At 51.9% G+C, this 18,493-nt stretch carries 8 protein-coding genes; 2 read left to right on the forward strand and 6 right to left on the reverse strand.

The window, feature by feature from the left end; genetic code table 11:
- Positions 1 to 21: 21 nt before the first annotated feature.
- Both nanU and I2I11_RS05330 read right to left on the reverse strand, forming a co-directional pair.
- Positions 22 to 1,554: a SusD family outer membrane lipoprotein NanU gene (gene nanU / locus I2I11_RS05325; protein ID WP_196266633.1), complete on the reverse strand. Its 1,533-nt coding sequence runs from the start codon at positions 1,552 to 1,554 to the stop codon at positions 22 to 24.
- A gap of 20 nt (positions 1,555 to 1,574) precedes the next feature.
- Positions 1,575 to 4,880 carry a SusC/RagA family TonB-linked outer membrane protein gene (locus tag I2I11_RS05330; protein WP_196266634.1) on the reverse strand — a complete coding sequence of 1,102 codons (3,306 nt, stop codon included), beginning with the start codon at positions 4,878 to 4,880 and terminating at the stop codon, positions 1,575 to 1,577.
- A gap of 128 nt (positions 4,881 to 5,008) precedes the next feature.
- On the opposite strand from I2I11_RS05330, the gene I2I11_RS05335 reads away from it, so the two are divergent.
- A complete protein-coding gene (locus tag I2I11_RS05335) occupies positions 5,009 to 5,740 on the forward strand; it encodes a FadR/GntR family transcriptional regulator (protein ID WP_230679911.1) in 732 nt (243 codons plus the stop codon).
- Positions 5,741 to 6,129: 389 nt separating this feature from the next.
- A complete protein-coding gene (gene lacZ, locus I2I11_RS05340; RefSeq protein WP_196266635.1) occupies positions 6,130 to 9,291 on the forward strand; it encodes a beta-galactosidase, LacZ type in 3,162 nt (1,053 codons plus the stop codon).
- Positions 9,292 to 9,463: 172 nt separating this feature from the next.
- Here lacZ and rnk read toward each other — a convergent pair whose 3' ends face one another.
- The 4 genes from rnk to I2I11_RS05360 all read right to left on the reverse strand — a co-directional run bounded on the left by rnk (position 9,464) and on the right by I2I11_RS05360 (position 18,480).
- Positions 9,464 to 9,871: a nucleoside diphosphate kinase regulator gene (gene rnk, locus I2I11_RS05345; protein WP_196266636.1), complete on the reverse strand. Its 408-nt coding sequence runs from the start codon at positions 9,869 to 9,871 to the stop codon at positions 9,464 to 9,466.
- A gap of 872 nt (positions 9,872 to 10,743) precedes the next feature.
- A complete protein-coding gene (locus I2I11_RS05350) occupies positions 10,744 to 12,849 on the reverse strand; it encodes a sulfatase-like hydrolase/transferase (RefSeq protein ID WP_196266637.1) in 2,106 nt (701 codons plus the stop codon).
- Between the two features lie 181 nt (positions 12,850 to 13,030).
- Complete coding sequence (locus tag I2I11_RS05355) at positions 13,031 to 14,389, reverse strand: DUF3472 domain-containing protein (protein ID WP_196266638.1); 1,359 nt, start codon at positions 14,387 to 14,389, stop codon at positions 13,031 to 13,033.
- Positions 14,390 to 14,748: 359 nt separating this feature from the next.
- Positions 14,749 to 18,480 carry a ThuA domain-containing protein gene (locus tag I2I11_RS05360; protein ID WP_196266798.1) on the reverse strand — a complete coding sequence of 1,244 codons (3,732 nt, stop codon included), beginning with the start codon at positions 18,478 to 18,480 and terminating at the stop codon, positions 14,749 to 14,751.
- Positions 18,481 to 18,493: the final 13 nt, after the last annotated feature.

The raw sequence follows: 18,493 nt of genomic DNA on the forward strand, positions 1-18,493 counted from the left end.
TTCTGCTTTTAAAAAACAACACTAAAACTCGGGATAGCCCGGATTCTGCGTCAGCGCCCTGTTGCGCGTTAAAGAGCCGCGGTCGATAGGCCAGAGCAGTTTGTAGGATTCTGACGGCAGCAGTGTGGTGTGTTCATACACATATTCATCGCCTATTCTGCGTAAGTCGTACCAGCGCTTTCCTTCAAAAACAAACTCAAAAAGGCGCTCCTGCAAAATAGCCTCTTTCGGGTCGGCATCTACGGACTGGTTCGGATATCCGTAGGCGGCCTCGCTATAGTTGGCGCCATAGGCTCTTTCCCTCACGGCATTTATCTCGGCAGCCGGATCTTCGCCAAGTATAAGTTTGGCTTCTGCCAGCAGTAAAAGCAGGTCGGAGTAGCGATAGATTGGATAATCGTTGGTAAATACCCGCGTGCCGGCATTCTGCTCGCCCGGATACTTTTTCACGAACGCACCGGCTATTTCATACACGCCGTCTACCTTGTTATAAGCCCCCTGGATGGTTGCCCACTTCCGGCTGTCCTGGTCGTAATACTTCCGGAAAGTGGCAATTCTGGTAGGCGCCCGCAGCAGGCCGCCCCAGTTGTCCTGGGCCACGGTGAAGGGCCGGTTCTCCAGCGAGTCGTAAAAGTTGATGATAAGGCCGGTTTGCGGCACATATGAATTGACAAAGCCCATTGTCGCTTCGTTTAACTGGTAGCGGCTGGCGAAGATGATTTCGTCGTTGCCTTTGTTGCTTACTGCAAATACATCCGTAAAGCTGGGCAGCAGTCTTAAAGCAGGCACGTTCGCCTGGATATCCGTCAGCGCTTCTTTGGCAACAAGGGCATCTGCCGTTCCGCCGCCCCGGTAGCTGGTCCATAAGTATACATTGGCCTTGAGCATCTGCGTAGCCGCTTGCGACCAGAAGCCTTTGTTGTTCTGGAAAGTATAATCGCTTCCGAAATTGGCGGCAGAGCTGTCAATATCCGCCTTTATCAGGCTCATCACTTCTTCCTCGCTGGAAGCTGGTTTGGCCAAGTCAGAAATATCGACTGACGAAACAGGCTCTGTCTGTATCACAACGCCGCCCCATGTGCGCAGCATCTGGAAGTAGTAAAAAGCCCGCATCCCGTATGCAATGCCCAGGTAATAATCTTTGTTAGCGGGCGAAACAACATCGGTAGTGTTTAATTTACTAATCAAAATATTAAGCTGGGCGATGTTGCTGTAAAAACCACCAAAACTGCCTACCCCGGGGTTCTCCGGGTCAATGGCTTGCAGCCACATCCGTTCCAGTCCCTGCGGGGCTTCGCCGGTAAAGGAGGCACTGGCGCCTGGCTCCATCCCAAATATATCGGCACGCAGTTCGCCTAACACCTGGAAAGTACCATTATGGCCTCTGAACCTTGAATGCACGCCTGTTACAAAGGCATCAAACTGGTCGGGTGTTTGCCAGAAGTTGGCATCGCTGATAGAGCTGACAGGAGCTAACTCCAGGTCGTCGGAACAGGAGCTAATCAGCATCACCGCTCCTATAATGGTGAAGAAGTACTTTATATGCTTTTTCATACTATGCGTAGTTAACATGCTTAAAACGAAACCTGAACACCCAATACAACAGACCGCGGCGTAGGGTAAGTACCCGCATACACGCCGGTAAGGGTGCCGAAACTTACAGGAGGCTCGGGGCTAGGACCGCTGAATTTGGTGATATAAAATAGGTTGCTGAAGGTAGTATAAATCCTTGCCTGTGATAAAAACTTCGTCTTCGACAACAGCGTCTCTGAGAAATCATAGGAGAGCGTAATTTCTCTTAAGGCCAGGTAATCGCCTTTTTCATAAAACCGCGAGTTGTTGCCGTTCAGAAAGGCATTTGCATTGTTGCCTCTGGTATAGTTTTGTTTGGAGCCGGGCACCTGGTCGGCAAAGTATACTTTGGGTATATCGGTTTCGGTGTTGGTGGGCGACCAGGCGTCTTTTATCAGATCGATGTAATTAAACGTTCCCTGGTAGTTGCCCAGCGTGCGGGCCACCAAATCGTTGTAAATGGTGTGCCCCAGCGCAAAATCAAAACGGCTGTACAACGAGAAACCTTTGTAAGATAAGTTGGCCGAAAAACCGCCTGTCCATTTCGGATTGATGTTGCCCAGGTATACCTGGTCGCGGGTGTCTATCGTATCGTTCTGGTCCACATCCAGCCAGTTTACATCGCCCGGCGTAATGCTGCCATTGGCGCCCGCGGGAAGACCCGGCCCTGTAATTTTAGCAATAGCATCATACCGGTCGCCGGCTACGCGTTCTACTTCCGCATCATCCTTAAAAACAGACACTTGTTTGTAGCCATAGATATCGCCCAGCGTGCCGCCTTCCTGGTAGCCGCCTACCCATACCACCTGCCCTGCTTCCGGATCATATACCTGGAGGCCGCCCTGCCTGTTGTTGGGGTTGCCGTTAAAAGGCAGTTTCAGGATTTTATTTTTGACAAAGGAAGCATTGGCGCCCAGCGTCAGGTTAAATCCGTCGTCAGAGGTAAGCACGTTGGCATTGATGGAAAACTCATACCCTTTGTTCTGAAGCGTTCCTAAGTTGGTTCTGATGCTGTTGTAGCCGGTATAGTCAGGCAAAGGCAACTGGGTCAGCAGGTCGCTGGTTCTCCGGTCATAATAGTCGAACAGAACTGCGATTTTGTCGTTCAGCAGCCCCAAGTCGGCACCCACGTCTATGGTTGTGCTTTTCTCCCATCTTAAGCCGGGGTTCGGGAACAATTCGTTCAGAAAGCCGGCACTGCCACCGTAATTTGTTTGCAGGCCATACAATCCCTGCACTTCATACCTGCCCACACCGGCTATGTTGCCATTTACCCCGTAGCTGATGCGCGGCTTAAAGGTAGAGATATACTTATCCAGCCCGGCATCCTGGAAGAATGCTTCCCGGTGCATGTTCCATCCGGCCGACATACCGGGGAAGAAACCCACTCTGTTTTCTTCGGCCAGACTGGAAACAGCATCCTGCCGGAAAACCAGTGTCAGCAGGTAGCGCTCGTCGTAGTTATAGTTCAGCCTTCCGAAAGCGGAGATAATGCGGTATGCTGATTTGGAACTGGTGTTGCTGCCGGCGTTAAAAGTGGTAGAAGCATTTGCGGTAGGAATATCATCAGTGGGCGCATTCTGGCCAAACACCTGCGTATAGTATGATTTCACACCAAAATATTCCGTGCCCAGCATCGCCTCTATGTTGTGCTTGCCGGCAAAGGTTGTGGTATAATTCAGGAGCCCGTTGTACTGCTGCTGAAAATCCCTGTCGAAGTTATAAATAGAGTTCCGGCTTGTATTAAAGGTCTGCGGATTGGCAAAAATCTGGGCATAACTTTGCGTAGCCTTCTGAAAAGACTGGTTCAGGTTTTCTACCAGGTAGCCGTTTGCTGTACCTTTAAAGTATAAATTCGGCAGTATATCCCATGTTACAGCGCCGTTTACCGTAATCCTGTTTACCTCATTGTTCCGGTTTACCTTGCCCAGCCAGTACAGCGGGTTGCCATCACTTGCCCCATTGCCGGGGTTAGGCAAGGTCTGCGCAGAATCCAGCCAGGGGTTGAAGGTCGGCCAGATAGCCAGGTTCCGGTAAAGCGTGTTCACCTCGCCGCCTACGGTACCAATCTGCGAAGAAGTAGAAAGCGTTACGCCCGTACTTACTTCCACATTTGGCCTTACCTGGTACGAACCGTTGATATCGCCTGCGTAGCGCTTGTACTGCGAGCCCACAATCACCCCGTCCTCGTCGTAATAATCGAAGCTGGCAAAGTACCTGCCTTTGTCATTTCCGCCTGTCACATTAATGTAATGCTCCTGCGAGTATGTATTCCGGAATACCAGATCTTCTATTTCGCCGCCATGATCTTTAAAAATAATAGAATCGGTGGCAGGATTGTAGGGGTCGGCAATTACGTCCCAGCCTTTTGCCAGCAAACCCCGGTTGCTGTCGTCCAGTTTGCGGATATCGAAACCGGCCAGGTTGGCCGGGTCCGTCAGCAAACCAAGCCCCCTGGAGGAATTTACCTGGGCCAGTGTTCTGCCTGCATTCAGGTAGCCCAGCCGGGTATAATAGATATAATCCCTTGCACCTAAATAGTTGTAGCCTTCTCTTCTTTGGTTGTACCCACCCGTATACTTGTAAGATACCTGTGCTGTACCCGCCTTGCCCTGCTTGGTGGTGATAAGTATAACGCCATTGTTGGCCCTGGCCCCGTAAATAGCTGTAGAAGCGGCATCTTTTAAAACCTGGATAGAGGCAATGTTTTCTGCCGGCACATCATTAAAAGAGCGGACAACGCCATCTACAATCACCAGCGGTGCGCCGGGGCTGTTGATAGAAGCCCCGCCCCGCAATACAATCTGGGGCGCCGCGCCAGGCTGGCCCGTGCCGGTTACTACCTGCACCCCCGGCACAGTGCCCTGTAAGGCGCTGCCCACATTGGCGCGTGGCACACTGGCCAATACTTCTTCGTCTACTTTGGCAATAGAACTGGTTACCGTTTCGCGGCTTTGGCTGCCATAGCCCACCACCACTACCTCGCTCAGCTTTTCTGTAGCCGGCTCTAAAGACACCGTTATAGCATCTGTACTTTCTGTTACCGCCACTTCCTGCGTGGCAAAGCCCACATAGCTCACCACCAGCACATCGCCGGGCGCAGCAGACAGTGTAAACTGCCCCTCTCCATCGGTTACGGTCCCCTGGGCCTTTCCTTTCAGGCCGATGCTCACCCCAATTAAAGGCTGGGCATTTTCAGATGAAATCACGCGGCCGCTAACCGTATTGGCTTGTTGGGCATAGAGTTCGTGGCTGGAGAGTAGCCCCAGCCATAAAAGAACGAGCAGTAGTAAACGTTTATGTTTCATGATGCAAGAGATTATATGGTATTAAGTATGACATAATAAAAGTAGGAAAGAGATTTTAAATTTCCAAACCTATTTTTATATTTCCTGTTCCTATATCAGGAAGCTTTGTAGTTTTGCAGGATTGCCTGATGCAATTTGATAGTATACCCAATGCCATGGACAACATTCTGGACAAGCTGAATACCATAGATACCCGCTCGCTGGTAGATAAAGTGGAGATGAATTTGATTGAGTTGCTGATACAGCGTAACTTAAAAGTGGGCGATGCCATACCCAAAGAGCTGGAACTGGCCAGCGGCCTGGGTGTCAGCCGCACCGTTATTCGGGAGGCGCTGCTGCGCCTGCGGATGATTGGCCTTATCGAATCCAAAAAACACCGGGGCGCCGTAATCACAAACCCCGACCTGCTGTCGCTGCTCGAAAAGCGCATGATCCCGCAGGTGCTCGACAATGCCACACTGCGCGAGGTATTTGAACTGCGCCTGGTGCTGGAAATCGGCATGGCTGACTTTATTATGGAGCGGGTCTCAAAGCAGGACATAGAGGAGCTACAGGAAATCGTAGCCAAGGAGCCGGATCTTTCTGACAGGCTTCAGTTCCAGATTCAGCATGAGATCAATTTCCATGGTAAACTCTATGAGATCTCCGGAAACGAAACGCTAAAAAAATTCCAGAAAATGCTATTACCGGTCTTTGATTATGTGCACAGCAGCGGCCTGCTGAAAAAAGAGGTAGTAGTAGAAAAATATGTTTCGCACAAAGGGCTGGTGGATATTATAGAACATGGTACCGCCGAAATGCTCCGCAACGGCATGCGCAACCACCTGGAAAACCACTTTGCCCGCATCTTTAGCTCATAGCGTTGCAGCACTTGCCTGATGAACCTCTGATTTATCAGATGAATTCTGATTAAAGTATGATTATCGGGATGCGTGAAGTATGAGCAGGAAGTTTATACTTATAAGAACATGCCGCTTTGCACAGCATTCTCTCTGCCCCGCCCTCTTTTGCTTTTCCCCGGCTACGCAAGCATAAGGCAGGTTAGTTCCGGGCTTAACTTCACGCTGCTAAAACCAGCTTGTGGCCTGAAGTATGCCCATATAAAACAGGGCTAAAGGCTTTCCGGGGCATGTATAAAGGAGTTTGCCGGTTATGCCTTCTGCTGCCATTGGATGGTGGCCGTGAAATAACCCGGAAGCTAATTTCCAACACCTTCCGATAATCAGGAAGTATAAAATAAAGCTTTAAGATGAAAAACACCCTTGCCTTTCTTTTTGCTATGCTTCTCACCACGGCGCTTCAGGCCCAGCAGCAAATTCCGTCGGAGTTGCTGACACCGGAGATTGTGGAGATTAACCGGCTGCCGATGCGGGCCTCGTCGTTTGCTTACGAAAGCAGGAAACTGGCTGAGCAGCGGCAAAAAGAAAAGTCGGATTACTTTCTCTCGCTCAACGGCACCTGGAAATTTAACTGGGTGCAGGACCCCGCCAAACGCCCTACGGACTTTTACAAGACCGATTTTAACGATGCCGGCTGGGACAATTTTAAAGTGCCTGCCAACTGGGAAGTGAACGGCTACGGCCTGCCTATTTATGTAAACCAGCCTTACGAGTTTGCGGGACACGCCAAAAGAGGGGCACAATTAAATCCGCCTTTCGATATTCCGGAACACAACAACCCCGTTGGTTCTTACCGCAAAACATTTACGCTGCCGCAAAGCTGGGACGGCCGCCAGGTGTTCATCCACCTGGGTGCTGTAAAGTCTGCCTTTTTTATCTGGGTGAACGGCCGGAAAGTAGGCTACAGCGAAGATAGCAAACTGGCCGCAGAGTTTGATATCACGCCTTACGTGCATCCCGGTGAAAACCTGGTGGCCCTGCAGGTATACCGCTGGAGCGACGGCAGCTACCTGGAAAGCCAGGACATGTGGCGCATCTCCGGCATCGAACGCGATGTATACGTATACGCCACACCCAGGCTGGATATCCGTGATTTCAAAGCCATTGCCGTGCTCGACCCGACGTATACCAATGGTGAATTCGACCTGACAGCTGAAATCAACAACTATAAAATAGACCAGAAAACGCTGCACAGCAAAGCCGATACTTTTTCGGTAGAGATTGAACTGGTGGATGCCGCCTGCAAAACGGTTTTCACGGACCAGACCAAAGGTGCGCAGCAGGTGCTGGGCAACTATAAATCAGAGGTCGCCTTCCATAAGATCATCCCGGATGTAAAGCTGTGGTCTGCCGAAATACCATATCTCTATACTTTATACATCACCCTGAAAGACAAAAACGGCCAGGTGCTGGAAGTGGTGCCGCAGCGCCTCGGCTTCCGGTCTGTGGAGATTAAAAACGGCAACTTTCTGGTGAATGGCAAACGCGTATTCCTGAAAGGCGTGAACCGCCACGAGCACAACCCTACCGAAGGCCATACTCTAACACACGCAGATATGCGCAAGGATATGGAGATGATGAAGAAGCTGAACGTGAACGCTGTGCGTACCAGCCACTACCCACCCGATCCTTACTGGATGGAGCTTTGCGACGAATACGGCTTGTACGTAGTAGACGAGGCCAACATCGAGTCGCACGGCAGGGGCTATGAGCTGGCTTATACGCTCGGCAACGACAAAAAATGGCAAAATGCGCACCTCGCCCGCATCAGGCGCATGTATGATCGCGACAAAAATCATACGTCGGTAGTTACCTGGTCGCTGGGCAACGAAGCCGGCAACGGCGTGAATTTCTATGAAGGCTACGAGTGGCTGAAAGCGCACGACTACCGCCCGGTGCAGTACGAGCGCGCCGAAATGGATTTCAACACCGATATGATTGTGCCGCAGTATCCCAACCCCAACTGGCTGAAGCGCTACGCACAAACCACAAAGGAGCAGCGGCCGCTGATTATGAGCGAGTATGCGCACATCATGGGCAATAGCATGGGCAATTTCCAGGATTACTGGGATGTGATCGAAACGCAGCCGCACCTGCAGGGCGGCTTTATCTGGGAGTGGGTAGACCAGGCCATTGACACGGTAAAAAACGGCAGGCGCATCATGGCTTATGGCGGCGATTTCCCGCTGAGCGGCCCGGTAGATGAGAACATCAGCGACAACAACTTTATTGTGAAAGGTGTTGTAACCGCTCACCGCGGCCTTACGCCGATGGCGGTGGAGGTAAAAAAAGTATACCAGCACATTAAAACAAAGTATAACGGCAACAAGACGATAGAAGTCAAAAACGGCTATTTCTTCCGGGATTTGAGTAATTATCAGCTGCGGTGGGAATTGCTGGAAAATGGAAAGGTAATTGAAAAAGGAAGTATAAACGACCTGAAAGCAGATCCGCAGCAAAGTATAACGGTGGCGCTTCCGTTCAAAAAGCAGCTGAAGCCGGGGAAAGAATATTTCCTGAATGTGCGTTATACTTTAAAAGAGGCAGAACCCTTCCTGGAAAAAGGCTACGAAATAGCCGCTGCGCAGTTTGCGCTCACGCCCACAATGCAGGCAGCTGCAGCGCCGGAAAGCAATGGCACCCTGAAGGTAACAGACAACGGCAGCCGGTTGGTGATTTCGGGCAGGGATTTTAACGTCAGCTTCGATATGCAAAACGGCGTGATGAGCAGCTATACTTTAAAAGGCCAGACGCTGCTGGAAAAGGGTCCGATACCGGCCTTCTGGCGCGCCCCCACCGACAACGACATCGGTGCAGGCTTTAACAAATCGCTGCGCATGTGGCGCGAGGCTTACGACGCCGGCAAACTCACCAACGCCAGGTATAACAAAACCGCAAATGGGTATGAAGTGGTGTTTGAGAAGAGCCTCGTAAATGGCGACGCGGCCACCGAGCAGCACTTCACTATTTTCGGCGACGGCACCGTGAAAGTAGACACGCGTCTGAATACCCTGAAAGGGGACTACAAACTGCTGCTGCGCATGGGTACCAACCTGCAGGTAAACAAAGCGCTCGACAACATACAATGGTATGGCCGCGGTCCCTGGGAAAATTACCAGGACCGGAAAACAGCTTCGTTTGTGGGCACTTACAAGCAAAACCTCGACGTACAATATTTCCCATATGCGCGTCCGCAGGAAAGCGGCAATAGAACCGATGTGCGCTGGGTAACGCTGACTTCTGACAAAGGACGGGGGTTGAAATTTGTGTTCGCCGATAGTTTGCTGAGTTTCTCGGCCCTGCCTTACAGCCTCGACGACCTTGATCCGGAAGTAGAGAAGAAGCAATACCACTCCGGCGAACTGGTGGAACGCGATCACATTTACATGCACCTGGATTTGCAGCAAACGGGCCTGCAGGGTATCGATAGCTGGGGAAGCTGGCCGCTGGAGCAGTACCGCATTCCTTTTAAAGACCAGGAGTTCAGCTACTGGATCAAGCCGCTGCGGTGAGGGTAGTTTCTGAAGTATAATTTTGATTTAATACTACCGTAAGCTTTCATAGTTATAGGGCTACCGCATCAAAAACAGATAAAGCCCGATGTTTCGGCCGCATAGTACCTTTTTTCCGCCCGAACCTTACAGACCTGCAAAAGGTTTCCTGTAAAGGCCCGGCGGAAGAAAGTTACAGGTACATGTCGCCTGCTGCCTCCGGCTGATATAAAATCTCCTCCACTTTATAAGTTACTATACCGCCCTGGGGCGCAGGCCATTCTATCTCATCGCCTACCTTGCATCCCAGCACCGCCGTGGCAACAGGGGCTAGCACAGAAATTTTTCGGGTAGCGAGATCCGCATCTTTGGGATAAACAATCGTTATTTCCATCACCGAAGAGCTTTTCAGTTCTTTTAACCTTACGAAAGAGTTCATCGTGACAATGTCCACCGGAATCTCTTCCGATGCCACCACTTTGGCGCGCTTCAGTTCTTTACAGAGTGCTTCCACGGCATGGGCACCGTTTGACAGGCGATGCGCCTGCACCAAGGCGTGCAGCCGCTGATGATCTTTTTCGGTCAAATATATTGTGTTCATATAAATTAAGTTGATAGTTACGTTTTGATTTTACTCGCTGTCAGCCTTACCGCATTACAGTTCCGGTAGTTTGCTGCTCCGCTCACCTGCCTGTCTTATCCGTGGTAATATGGCTGCAGCGGGTTGAAACGGCAAGCCTAAGTCACTGCCATAGCCGCCCGGAGAACTGCTCCCTGGAAATAACCGCTAATAGCAATAAAAAAGTATTTGAAATAAGTATCTGGCAATGCCTGTAAAAGCAAAAGCCTGCATTACGCTGAAGTTGCTGGCCATGAGAAGAAAAGCGGAGCCTGTACGGTGCGATACTGCACAGCACGCTTTGCTAATTACTGCCTGCGCCAATAAGAGTTTGCGCCGGAGGCCGGAGGCTTCCGGCTTACTTGTTGAAGTCCTTGGGAGCTGTATAGAAGTTAAGGCAATAACCGTTCAGCACATCACTTAAAGATACGTGATGCGACGCTGCGACAAAGCCTGCAAGCGGCTTTGGGGAAAAGCTAAAGAATCTGTTAGTAGGCAGCACTGTCAGGTTAAAATGGTAGATCAAATATAAGCAACAGCCCGCACAAAAACAACTAAACTGATGCGGAGCCATGAACGTAACCTCGGTTTAACCGCCATTACTTCCGGCTGTTGCTGATTTTTTAAAGCTGCCTGGGTCACCACACAAATTTCCCCGAAACTGCCTGATGGCAGCAATGAGTAGCCAGGCAGCATTGGATTAAAGTATAAACGAGCACTGCTTTTCCGGAAGAATCTGGCCAAAACAAAGCACCCCTTTCCGAAAGGCTAAGCTCTTGCCGCTTAGCCACAAGATCCTTGCAGGATACAGAACGAGCTAATCCAGTTTTGCCGCCATACTTATACCTTATACTTTAATGGCGCAGATCCGCGATGCGCAGCGGGTGCCAGGCGGCTTCTCCCGCTTTTTTCCATTGTAACGTCAGCGCAGACACAGCCCCTTTGCCACTGAGGTAAGCTATTTTGATGGGGTGTAGCCCTGCTTTCAGCGGCACGCGCTGCGTCAGCCCGGAGCCGGCAGCGTAGCCGAAATCCGCATCCAGCAGGATGGCCTCGTGCAGGCGTACAAAGGCTTTGCCGGTCGTCGTCAGTGAAAACTCGTACACACCGTCTGCCGGCACCTGCACATATCCTTCATAGTAAACCATGCCTTTCTTTTTGCGGAGCTCTTTGCCACCCACAGCTTTGGCCGTTCCGTGGGCGCTGGCCTTTTGGCCGCTCTCTGCCGCTACCCATGGAAAATCGCCCTGCACATACTTCCAGGCGAGGCCCTGGGCTGTTTTGCCGGACGCGGGCACCGCCGGTATCAGCGCATTATCGTAGGGCCGCCCGGCGGTTGCGTTGGAGCGGCGCACCTGCAGCACTTTGGCTTTCAGTTGCTCCTGCACCTGTTCGTAGCCAGGTTGCAGGGCCAGGTTGACACGTTGCGCAGGGTCTTTCACTACATCGTAAATCTCGAAATCGTCGCTGGCCGAGGTGATTTGGTAACGCACACCCACCAGATTACCCAATCGCAGCATCTGCATCTGGTCGCGCCTGCGATTTCTCTTGCTTTCCCCGAACTCCTCAAAATCCGGTGTTTCGCCGGCGTGGAAATACTCCACATACACCAGGCTTTCCGGCTGTCTGCCTTTGCCTGTCAGCGAAGGCAATAAAGAAACGCCATCTGTTCGGGCGGGCGCCGGCATCTGGGCAGCTTCAGCCATCGTAGCCATCCAATCCGAGAAGATGCTGGGCGAGGTCACCACTTTACCTGCCGGAATGCGCACAGGCCAGGCTACCAGCGTCGGCATCCGCAGGCCACCCTCCCAGGTGTCGCGCTTGATGCCGTCAAAAGGCCCGAAACTGTTAAAAAACGTCGGGTAATTGGGCACATACGGCACCGGCAGGTACGACTCGATGGACGGGCCATTGTCGGAGGTGAATACTACCAGCGTATTTTCATCTATCCGGAGATCCTTCAGCAGCTGCATCAGGTCGCCCACGCCATCGTCTATGCGCCGCACGGCAGTAGCGTAACGCTTGTAGGTATCGGGCCAGGGCACTTGGGGTGTGGCGGGGTTCCGGTCATCGTCATAGGTGGCGTTTTGATAATCGGGGTGTACGTAGGAGTCCACTTCGCCTGAGGCTGTATTGATCATGTGGCCGGGCGAACCCAGCCACAGCAGGCCGCCCTTCAAACCCTGTCCGGCGGGATAAGCCTGCGTAGGCAGTTCCAACACCGCATGGGGCGCATCGTAGGCCAGGTACAGGAAAAAGGGCTTTGTTGCATCGGCGCCCTGCTCATGGTCGGTAATATACTTTTTGGCGGCGGCGGTCCACAGGTCGGTGGTGTAGCACTTGTCCATGGCGTCGGCCACGTTCTCATAGTTATACCATACTTGCTTTGGCCCGCGGTACACGCCCTCCACGGGGTAGTGCTCATGCCCGTCGACGTGTCGCATATAGCCGAAGTAGGCATCAAAACCCCGCTTGAGCGGATGCGCCGGCCAGTCGGGACCGGCCTCGTCCACACCCTGCAATCCCCATTTGCCTATAGCAGCCGTCGTATAACCCGCTGTCTGCAACACGGTACCCAAGGTATGGTTATCTTCTAAAGCCTTGTCGAACTGGTTGTCGCGCACGTGCGCGTTGCCCTGGTTCACGCCTGTCAGCAGCGAGGCGCGGGAGGGGGCACATACGGGCGCATTACAATACTGCTGCGTGAGCTGCGCGCCGCTGGCAGCCAATTTATCCAGGTTAGGTGTATAGTGCCAGGGTTCGCTGCTGTCGTCCGTTTTCTGCCGCTGGTTCTGGAAAAACACGCCCAAATCGCCATAACCAAGGTCATCGGTAAGTATAAAAATGATGTTCGGCTGCCTCCTGGCCGAAGTTTGCGCCTGCAGCGTGGCAGGAGAAGCAATGAAGGCCAGCAGCAGTGTAAAAAGCAGCAGTGTAAAAAGTAGCGGTGTGTATTTCATGGTAAAATCATTTACCCAAGTGGTGCATTGGTTTGAAAACAGGTTCCCGACAATATACTTAATAAAGTACCGAAAGCCTTGCGCGACAAGTATAAATCCGGGCAGCTTGAGTGCCTATACATCAGGCCGGACAGTCATACCTGCTCACATTATATTTACCAGTAGTCTAATAAGACTGCGTTTATGGCAATGTCTCAAAATCAATGGCGGGCGGACTTGTCATGTCCGGCTCGCGCGTCAGCGTGGTGCCGATTTTCCGGTTATCGTCAAAAAAGCCGCAGTTGCGCAGGTAGAAGAAAGCGCCTTTCACACCGCCGTCATAGTCCAGGCGCTGGCCCCGCCGGGCAATATCGTCGGCGGTGAAAGTGGCCGTTGTGACGGGCTGCCACCGGCCATCGAAGCTCCGCAGCCACTGGTTGGTGAAGTATACATGGCGCTCTTTGTAGCCGGCTTCCGGGATAAAGTTCTCCAGGAAAGAATATAACCGGGTGAGGCCGCTGTTGGTTTGGGGACGCTGGAAACTTGCGATTAACTGCCAGTGGCCGGTCCCGGGATTTTTGAAGTAGGCTGTGAAAACAGTAGTGTTGGCCGCAGGCGACGGCTGGGCACGCAACAGGAAAGCGTAGCGTGTGCCTGCTTTCCAGTTATACTTGAGATAGCTCTGTCCGCCTGAACCTTCGTTGCCAAATTCTCCCGTATACACTCCCTCACCTTTTTTCAGCAGCCTGATGCGCAGGCTGTCCGGAATACTTTTGGGGTCGTCGGTGTTAAACGGGCTCCATACCGAGAACAAAATCCGCCGCTCCGTCTCAGAGTTGACCTGTATGCCGAAGTACCCGAAGGCAAAGCCATTCACCTGGAAGTAGGAGCCGATAACGTCCTCTCCCTTCGGCACTTCCACCTCATTGTAAAACCATTCGGTGTTCTTAGCAAAATCGCCCGGCTGGGGGTAGTTCAGGTGCACCGAAGGCCCTCTCCTGCCGAAGTGGAAACGGTTGCTGCCATTATCTTTTACAAAGGCCAGGTGATTGGTAACAGGCGCGCCGGCAAGTATAAGGTCGGATATCTGGCCAAAAGAGTTACCGGTTTTGCGCAGGCCCTGTATGTCTACTTTCACGTAACCCGGTTTCTCAAACTTCACTTTCCCGACTTTAACGGTATCATACATTGCCCCGGAAGCTGTAACGCTGAATGCCTGGCCTGCTACTTTTATACTCAGTTTGCTTTTGCCATCCGGCGCTTTGAGGCGCAGGTATAGATCGGCAGTGCCGGGGTGCGCTACTTTAAAGTATATGCTTATCACCGAAGCGGCATCTGTCCAGTCCGTCAGCCCGGCGTCGCTTATACCTGCCCCCTGCTTCCGGCTGGTTACAAAAGCGTTGCCACCCAGCGGAATACTGACAATTGTATCTTTTCTTGTTGGATTTTTGCCTTCAACATCATTTTTATACTTGTGCGAAGCCGCCTGCATAGGGTATGGCATTTGTAAAACAGCAAGCAGCACCATAATAGCTAACAACAGCGGTTGAGGTTTGGTCATGAGGTATACCTTTATGAAGTGAAGCTAATCAATAACGGGAAATAAGTAAGCGGATGCAAGTAAACAAAGAAGCTGTTTAAAATTTTTCCAGATACCATACTATTCAGCTATTGCCGGGGCTTTCACCAGCAATCCATACTTTAACAATCGCTTGCTCTAAGAGGATAACACCAGCAGAGACTTTGGAAATTATAAAAGGTGAAATGCTGAACAACCTCATTGTATTTACCACAACGAGGTAAACCTACTGCTCGACATTTTCAACATAAACAATAAGTCCCGCCGACAATCGGCGGGACTTATTGTTTATAAAAGTATAACTCTTTTGTGAAGAGTTATAGGACGAATCAGCCAGCTCCTTATTCCCTGGCGCCTTTAAAGGCGAAGCCCTGGGCTTGCAGTGTTAGGGTAGTGACTGTCTGATTGCTGTTGCGGCCAAAGGTAAATACAGCGCCATTATCAGCTTCAAACACATCAGCCTCAGCGCCCGGCACCAGATCGCCCTCTTGCCCGCCTGCATTTACACGCAGCTTGCCTGCTTTCGGCGTAATTTCTACATATTCAAACGGAAGCCCCGTCATTTTATACTTGCCGACATAAGCTTTCAGCGCCTCCGCAGAAAGGCCTGGCTGCGTGCTGGCTTCGGCTGGAGCCGGTTTAGCTGTAGTGGCCTTGCCGTTCTGAAACTCCAGGTTTATGACCGCAAATAAGGACTGACCAGCGAGGGTCTTGTCATTTTTAAAGACAAAGTACACGTCCTGCATGCCGGTGCCGCCGGAGAGTTTCGCTACCACGGGGGACGGCAAACTGGCCTGACTTGCTTCTGCTACCGGCTCGATCATTGGGCTTGTCCCGATCAGCTTTCCGGTTGGGGAGCCCAGCCTTACTTCGATGCGGCCGCCGGCAGTGTTCATCTGCGCTTTGGACGCGACAGCAGTAAAGGCAATCTGCTCAATACCGGTCAGGTCAATGTTGTTGAAAGCCATGTAAGAGCCGTTCACCGACGCGATGACAATAGCGCCATACTTCATCGTGCCTTCCGTTTTGTTCGCTTTGCCGGATGGCATTTTTGCATTACGCAGGGTCAGTACCTTTTCGGCTGTGATGGATGGAATGCCATTGCTGCCCTTGTCCTTGTAAGCCGCCCTGATCACGTAGGTGCCTTCTCCCTTGTCCCCTTTTGGCAGGGCCATGGCATACGTGCCTTTTACCGGCAGCGAGGCAGCCGCTTGTTTTTGCTGCGACAGGCTCAGGATGTAGTGCACCATTTCTGCTGCATCAGCCTCTGAAAGTTGCGGGTGGGCGCTCATAGCTACTTCTCCCCACACACCGCCGCCGCCGTTAATTACCTTTTTAGCTAGCTTTTCCTTTGCTGCAGGCTGGTCTTTATACTTCAGGGCTACCTGTGTGAAGGATGGCCCTACGGACTTCTTATCGATGCCGTGGCAGGCTTTGCAGTCACTGCCTTCCACCAGCTTCTGTCCTTTCACCACATCAACCGACGCATCGGCACTGCGATGGCCCTGCACAATGGCGATCAGATCGTAGCCTTCAGGCAGGTAATCGATATTGACGGCCACCTCTTCCGGCCTGATAGTACCATTGGCCAGGCTGCCATCTTCCTTGTCGCTTACCTTCACTTCATAGTCAAACGACTGGTTGGGGAAGAAGAAGGTCTGGTTACTGGACGTAGCCTGGAAGGTAAGCACAGGCGGCTCGTTACCGGCCATAATTTCCAGCGCCTGGCTGCTGCTGGCTCCTTTGGCATCCGTAACCGTCAGGTTGGCTTTGTATACACCGGCTTTGTCGAAGGTTACTGTGGGGTTTGCCTCGGCAAAGGTTCGGGAGGAACCATCGGCCTGAGAGGTTACCTTCCAGTTGTACTGCAGGTCATCATTGTCATAATCCTTGGTGCCTTCTGCGGAAAGATGCGCTTCGAACGGAATAGCGCCTCCTTTTTTGTCGGCAGCCAGTTGGATTACCGGTTTGCGGTTGCCGCCGTTATACTCGATGCGCACCAGTCGGGCATCGTCGTTTTGGGCAAACCAGCCACTGCCATACTCCAGCATGTATAAATCTCCCTCCGGGCCAAACTCCATATCCATCGGGTTCGAAAATTTATAGCTCGGCATGATGCGCTCCATGCTCACATAATTCCCCTCTTTATCTAGCGTAACAGCCATCATCCAGCCGCGCATCCACTCATAAATAATCAGTTTGCCATCGTAATAGTCCGGGAAGGCACGGGCTGCCCCTCTAAACTGGTCCTGGTAGTAGACAGGGCCGGCCATGGCGGAGCGCCCGCCGGCACCCATTAACGGGAACTCTTTCGAATCGCCGTAACCGTACCAGATAAGTGCTTTCTGGGCAGCCGGTAACTGATTGATGCCGGTATTATTCGGTGAATTATTGACGGGTTTGGCTGGATCATACAGCTCACCGGACTGGCTTTTGGCAAAATCATACTTGTTGTAGGCTTTGTTGTCGCCTACAAAATAAGGCCAGCCATAGTTACCCGCCTGCTTCGCCTGCCCGATTTCATCCTGTCCGGCTGGTCCGCGCTTGTCGCCGGGCTGCGCCGCATCCGGGCCTACATCGCCCCAGTATAAATAGCCTGTTTTCTGGTCGATGGCAATACGGAACGGGTTGCGATGGCCCATGGTATAAATTTCAGGCCGTGTTTTAGGTGTGCCTTTCGGGAACAGGTTTCCTTCCAGTATGGTATAGGTGCCATCGGCTTCGGGATGTATGCGCAGGATTTTACCACGCAAATCATTAGTATTGGCAGACGTCATCTGCGCATCGAAAGGCGTACGGCCCGGGCGCTCATCCGAAGGGCTGTAGCCATTGGACTCGTGCGGGTTGATGTTATCGCCTGTAGACAAGTATAAATTCCCTTTTGCATCAAACGCAATAGATCCGCCGGCATGGCCGGTTAGCTCCCGCTGGGTGTTTACTTCCAGCAGTACCTTTCTGGAATCCATCACCAGTTCATCCCCTTTCATTTCGTAGCGGGTCAGGATGTTTTTAGGCTCTTTTCCTTCCTGTGAGTAATAAAGGTATAGCCAGTGGTTCTGGGCAAAATGGGGATCTTTGGCCAAACCGATCAAGCCGCCTTCATCTTCCGATACTTTTCCCTCTTTGTTCACCACTTTGGTGTTCACCGGGATTTTTGCAATCACAGTGGTCTTGCCGGTAGCAGGACTGTACAGTTTTATATTGCCTTTGCGTTCGATAAACAGCACGCGGCTATCCGGCAGCACCGTTAACTCCATCGGCTCGTCCAGTTTTTCCTCCAGCACTACTTTGGAGAACCTGTTTTCTTCGGGCATTTTGTGCGTGCGTACCTGGCCAAAGTCCAGCGGCTTCCGGTTCTTTCCACCCATCACATACTGCAGGCCACCCCAGAGGTGCTTTAAAAATAACGGCTCTGAAAAAGAAGCATCGGTATGGCCGCCGGCAGTATAAAAGGCTCTGCCACCGTCATACTCCTGGTACCAGGCCATCGGGTGGTTGTCGCCGTTGGTGCCGCCCCGGTAAGTCTTTTCATCTATCGTCAGCAACACTTTTATAGCCGGGCTGATATTTTTGTAGGAATAAAATTCATCTTCCCGCTCCCAGCGTTTCGGCAGAAATTTGGTAGCCGGGTTCTTCTTGTCTACCACCACAAAGATTCCTTTCTGCACGTTGTCGGGCATGGGATGGTTATCGAACCAGGCGCCGGCTAACTTCCCGTACCAAGGCCAGCCATACTCGGTATCGGCGGCGGCATGGATGCCCAGGTAACCGCCACCAGCCTGAATGTAACGCTCAAAGCTGTTTTGCTGCTCTGCGTTTAACACATCGCCGGTCGTACTCAGGAAAACGACTGCCTGGTAACGTTTCAGGTTTTCTTCGTTGAATTTCGTGGCATCTTCGGTGGTATCCACGGCAAAGCCCTGCTCCTGTCCCATTTTCATAAGAGCTGCTTGTCCGGCCTCAATGGACGTATGCCGGAAACCGGCCGTCTTGCTAAAGACAAGGATACGGGGCGGCTCTTTTGAACCGGAAAAGGCCCATAGCCCGACCAGGAGTAAGAGAATACCGGCCATAAGTATATAGGGC

Origin of the sequence: Pontibacter rufus (assembly GCF_015694705.1) — a bacterium.
Taxonomy (GTDB): domain Bacteria; phylum Bacteroidota; class Bacteroidia; order Cytophagales; family Hymenobacteraceae; genus Pontibacter; species Pontibacter rufus.

Bases quoted from the DNA above. Each gene is read 5' to 3' on its own strand.
- I2I11_RS05335 (WP_230679911.1), top strand. From the start codon at position 5,009: ATGCAATTTGATAGTATACCCAATGCCATGGACAACATTCTGGACAAG.
- nanU (WP_196266633.1), bottom strand. From the start codon at position 1,554: ATGAAAAAGCATATAAAGTACTTCTTCACCATTATAGGAGCGGTGATG.
- I2I11_RS05355 (WP_196266638.1), bottom strand. From the start codon at position 14,389: ATGACCAAACCTCAACCGCTGTTGTTAGCTATTATGGTGCTGCTTGCT.
- rnk (WP_196266636.1), bottom strand. From the start codon at position 9,871: ATGAACACAATATATTTGACCGAAAAAGATCATCAGCGGCTGCACGCC.
- lacZ (WP_196266635.1), top strand. From the start codon at position 6,130: ATGAAAAACACCCTTGCCTTTCTTTTTGCTATGCTTCTCACCACGGCG.
- I2I11_RS05350 (WP_196266637.1), bottom strand. From the start codon at position 12,849: ATGAAATACACACCGCTACTTTTTACACTGCTGCTTTTTACACTGCTG.
- I2I11_RS05330 (WP_196266634.1), bottom strand. From the start codon at position 4,880: ATGAAACATAAACGTTTACTACTGCTCGTTCTTTTATGGCTGGGGCTA.
- I2I11_RS05360 (WP_196266798.1), bottom strand. From the start codon at position 18,480: ATGGCCGGTATTCTCTTACTCCTGGTCGGGCTATGGGCCTTTTCCGGT.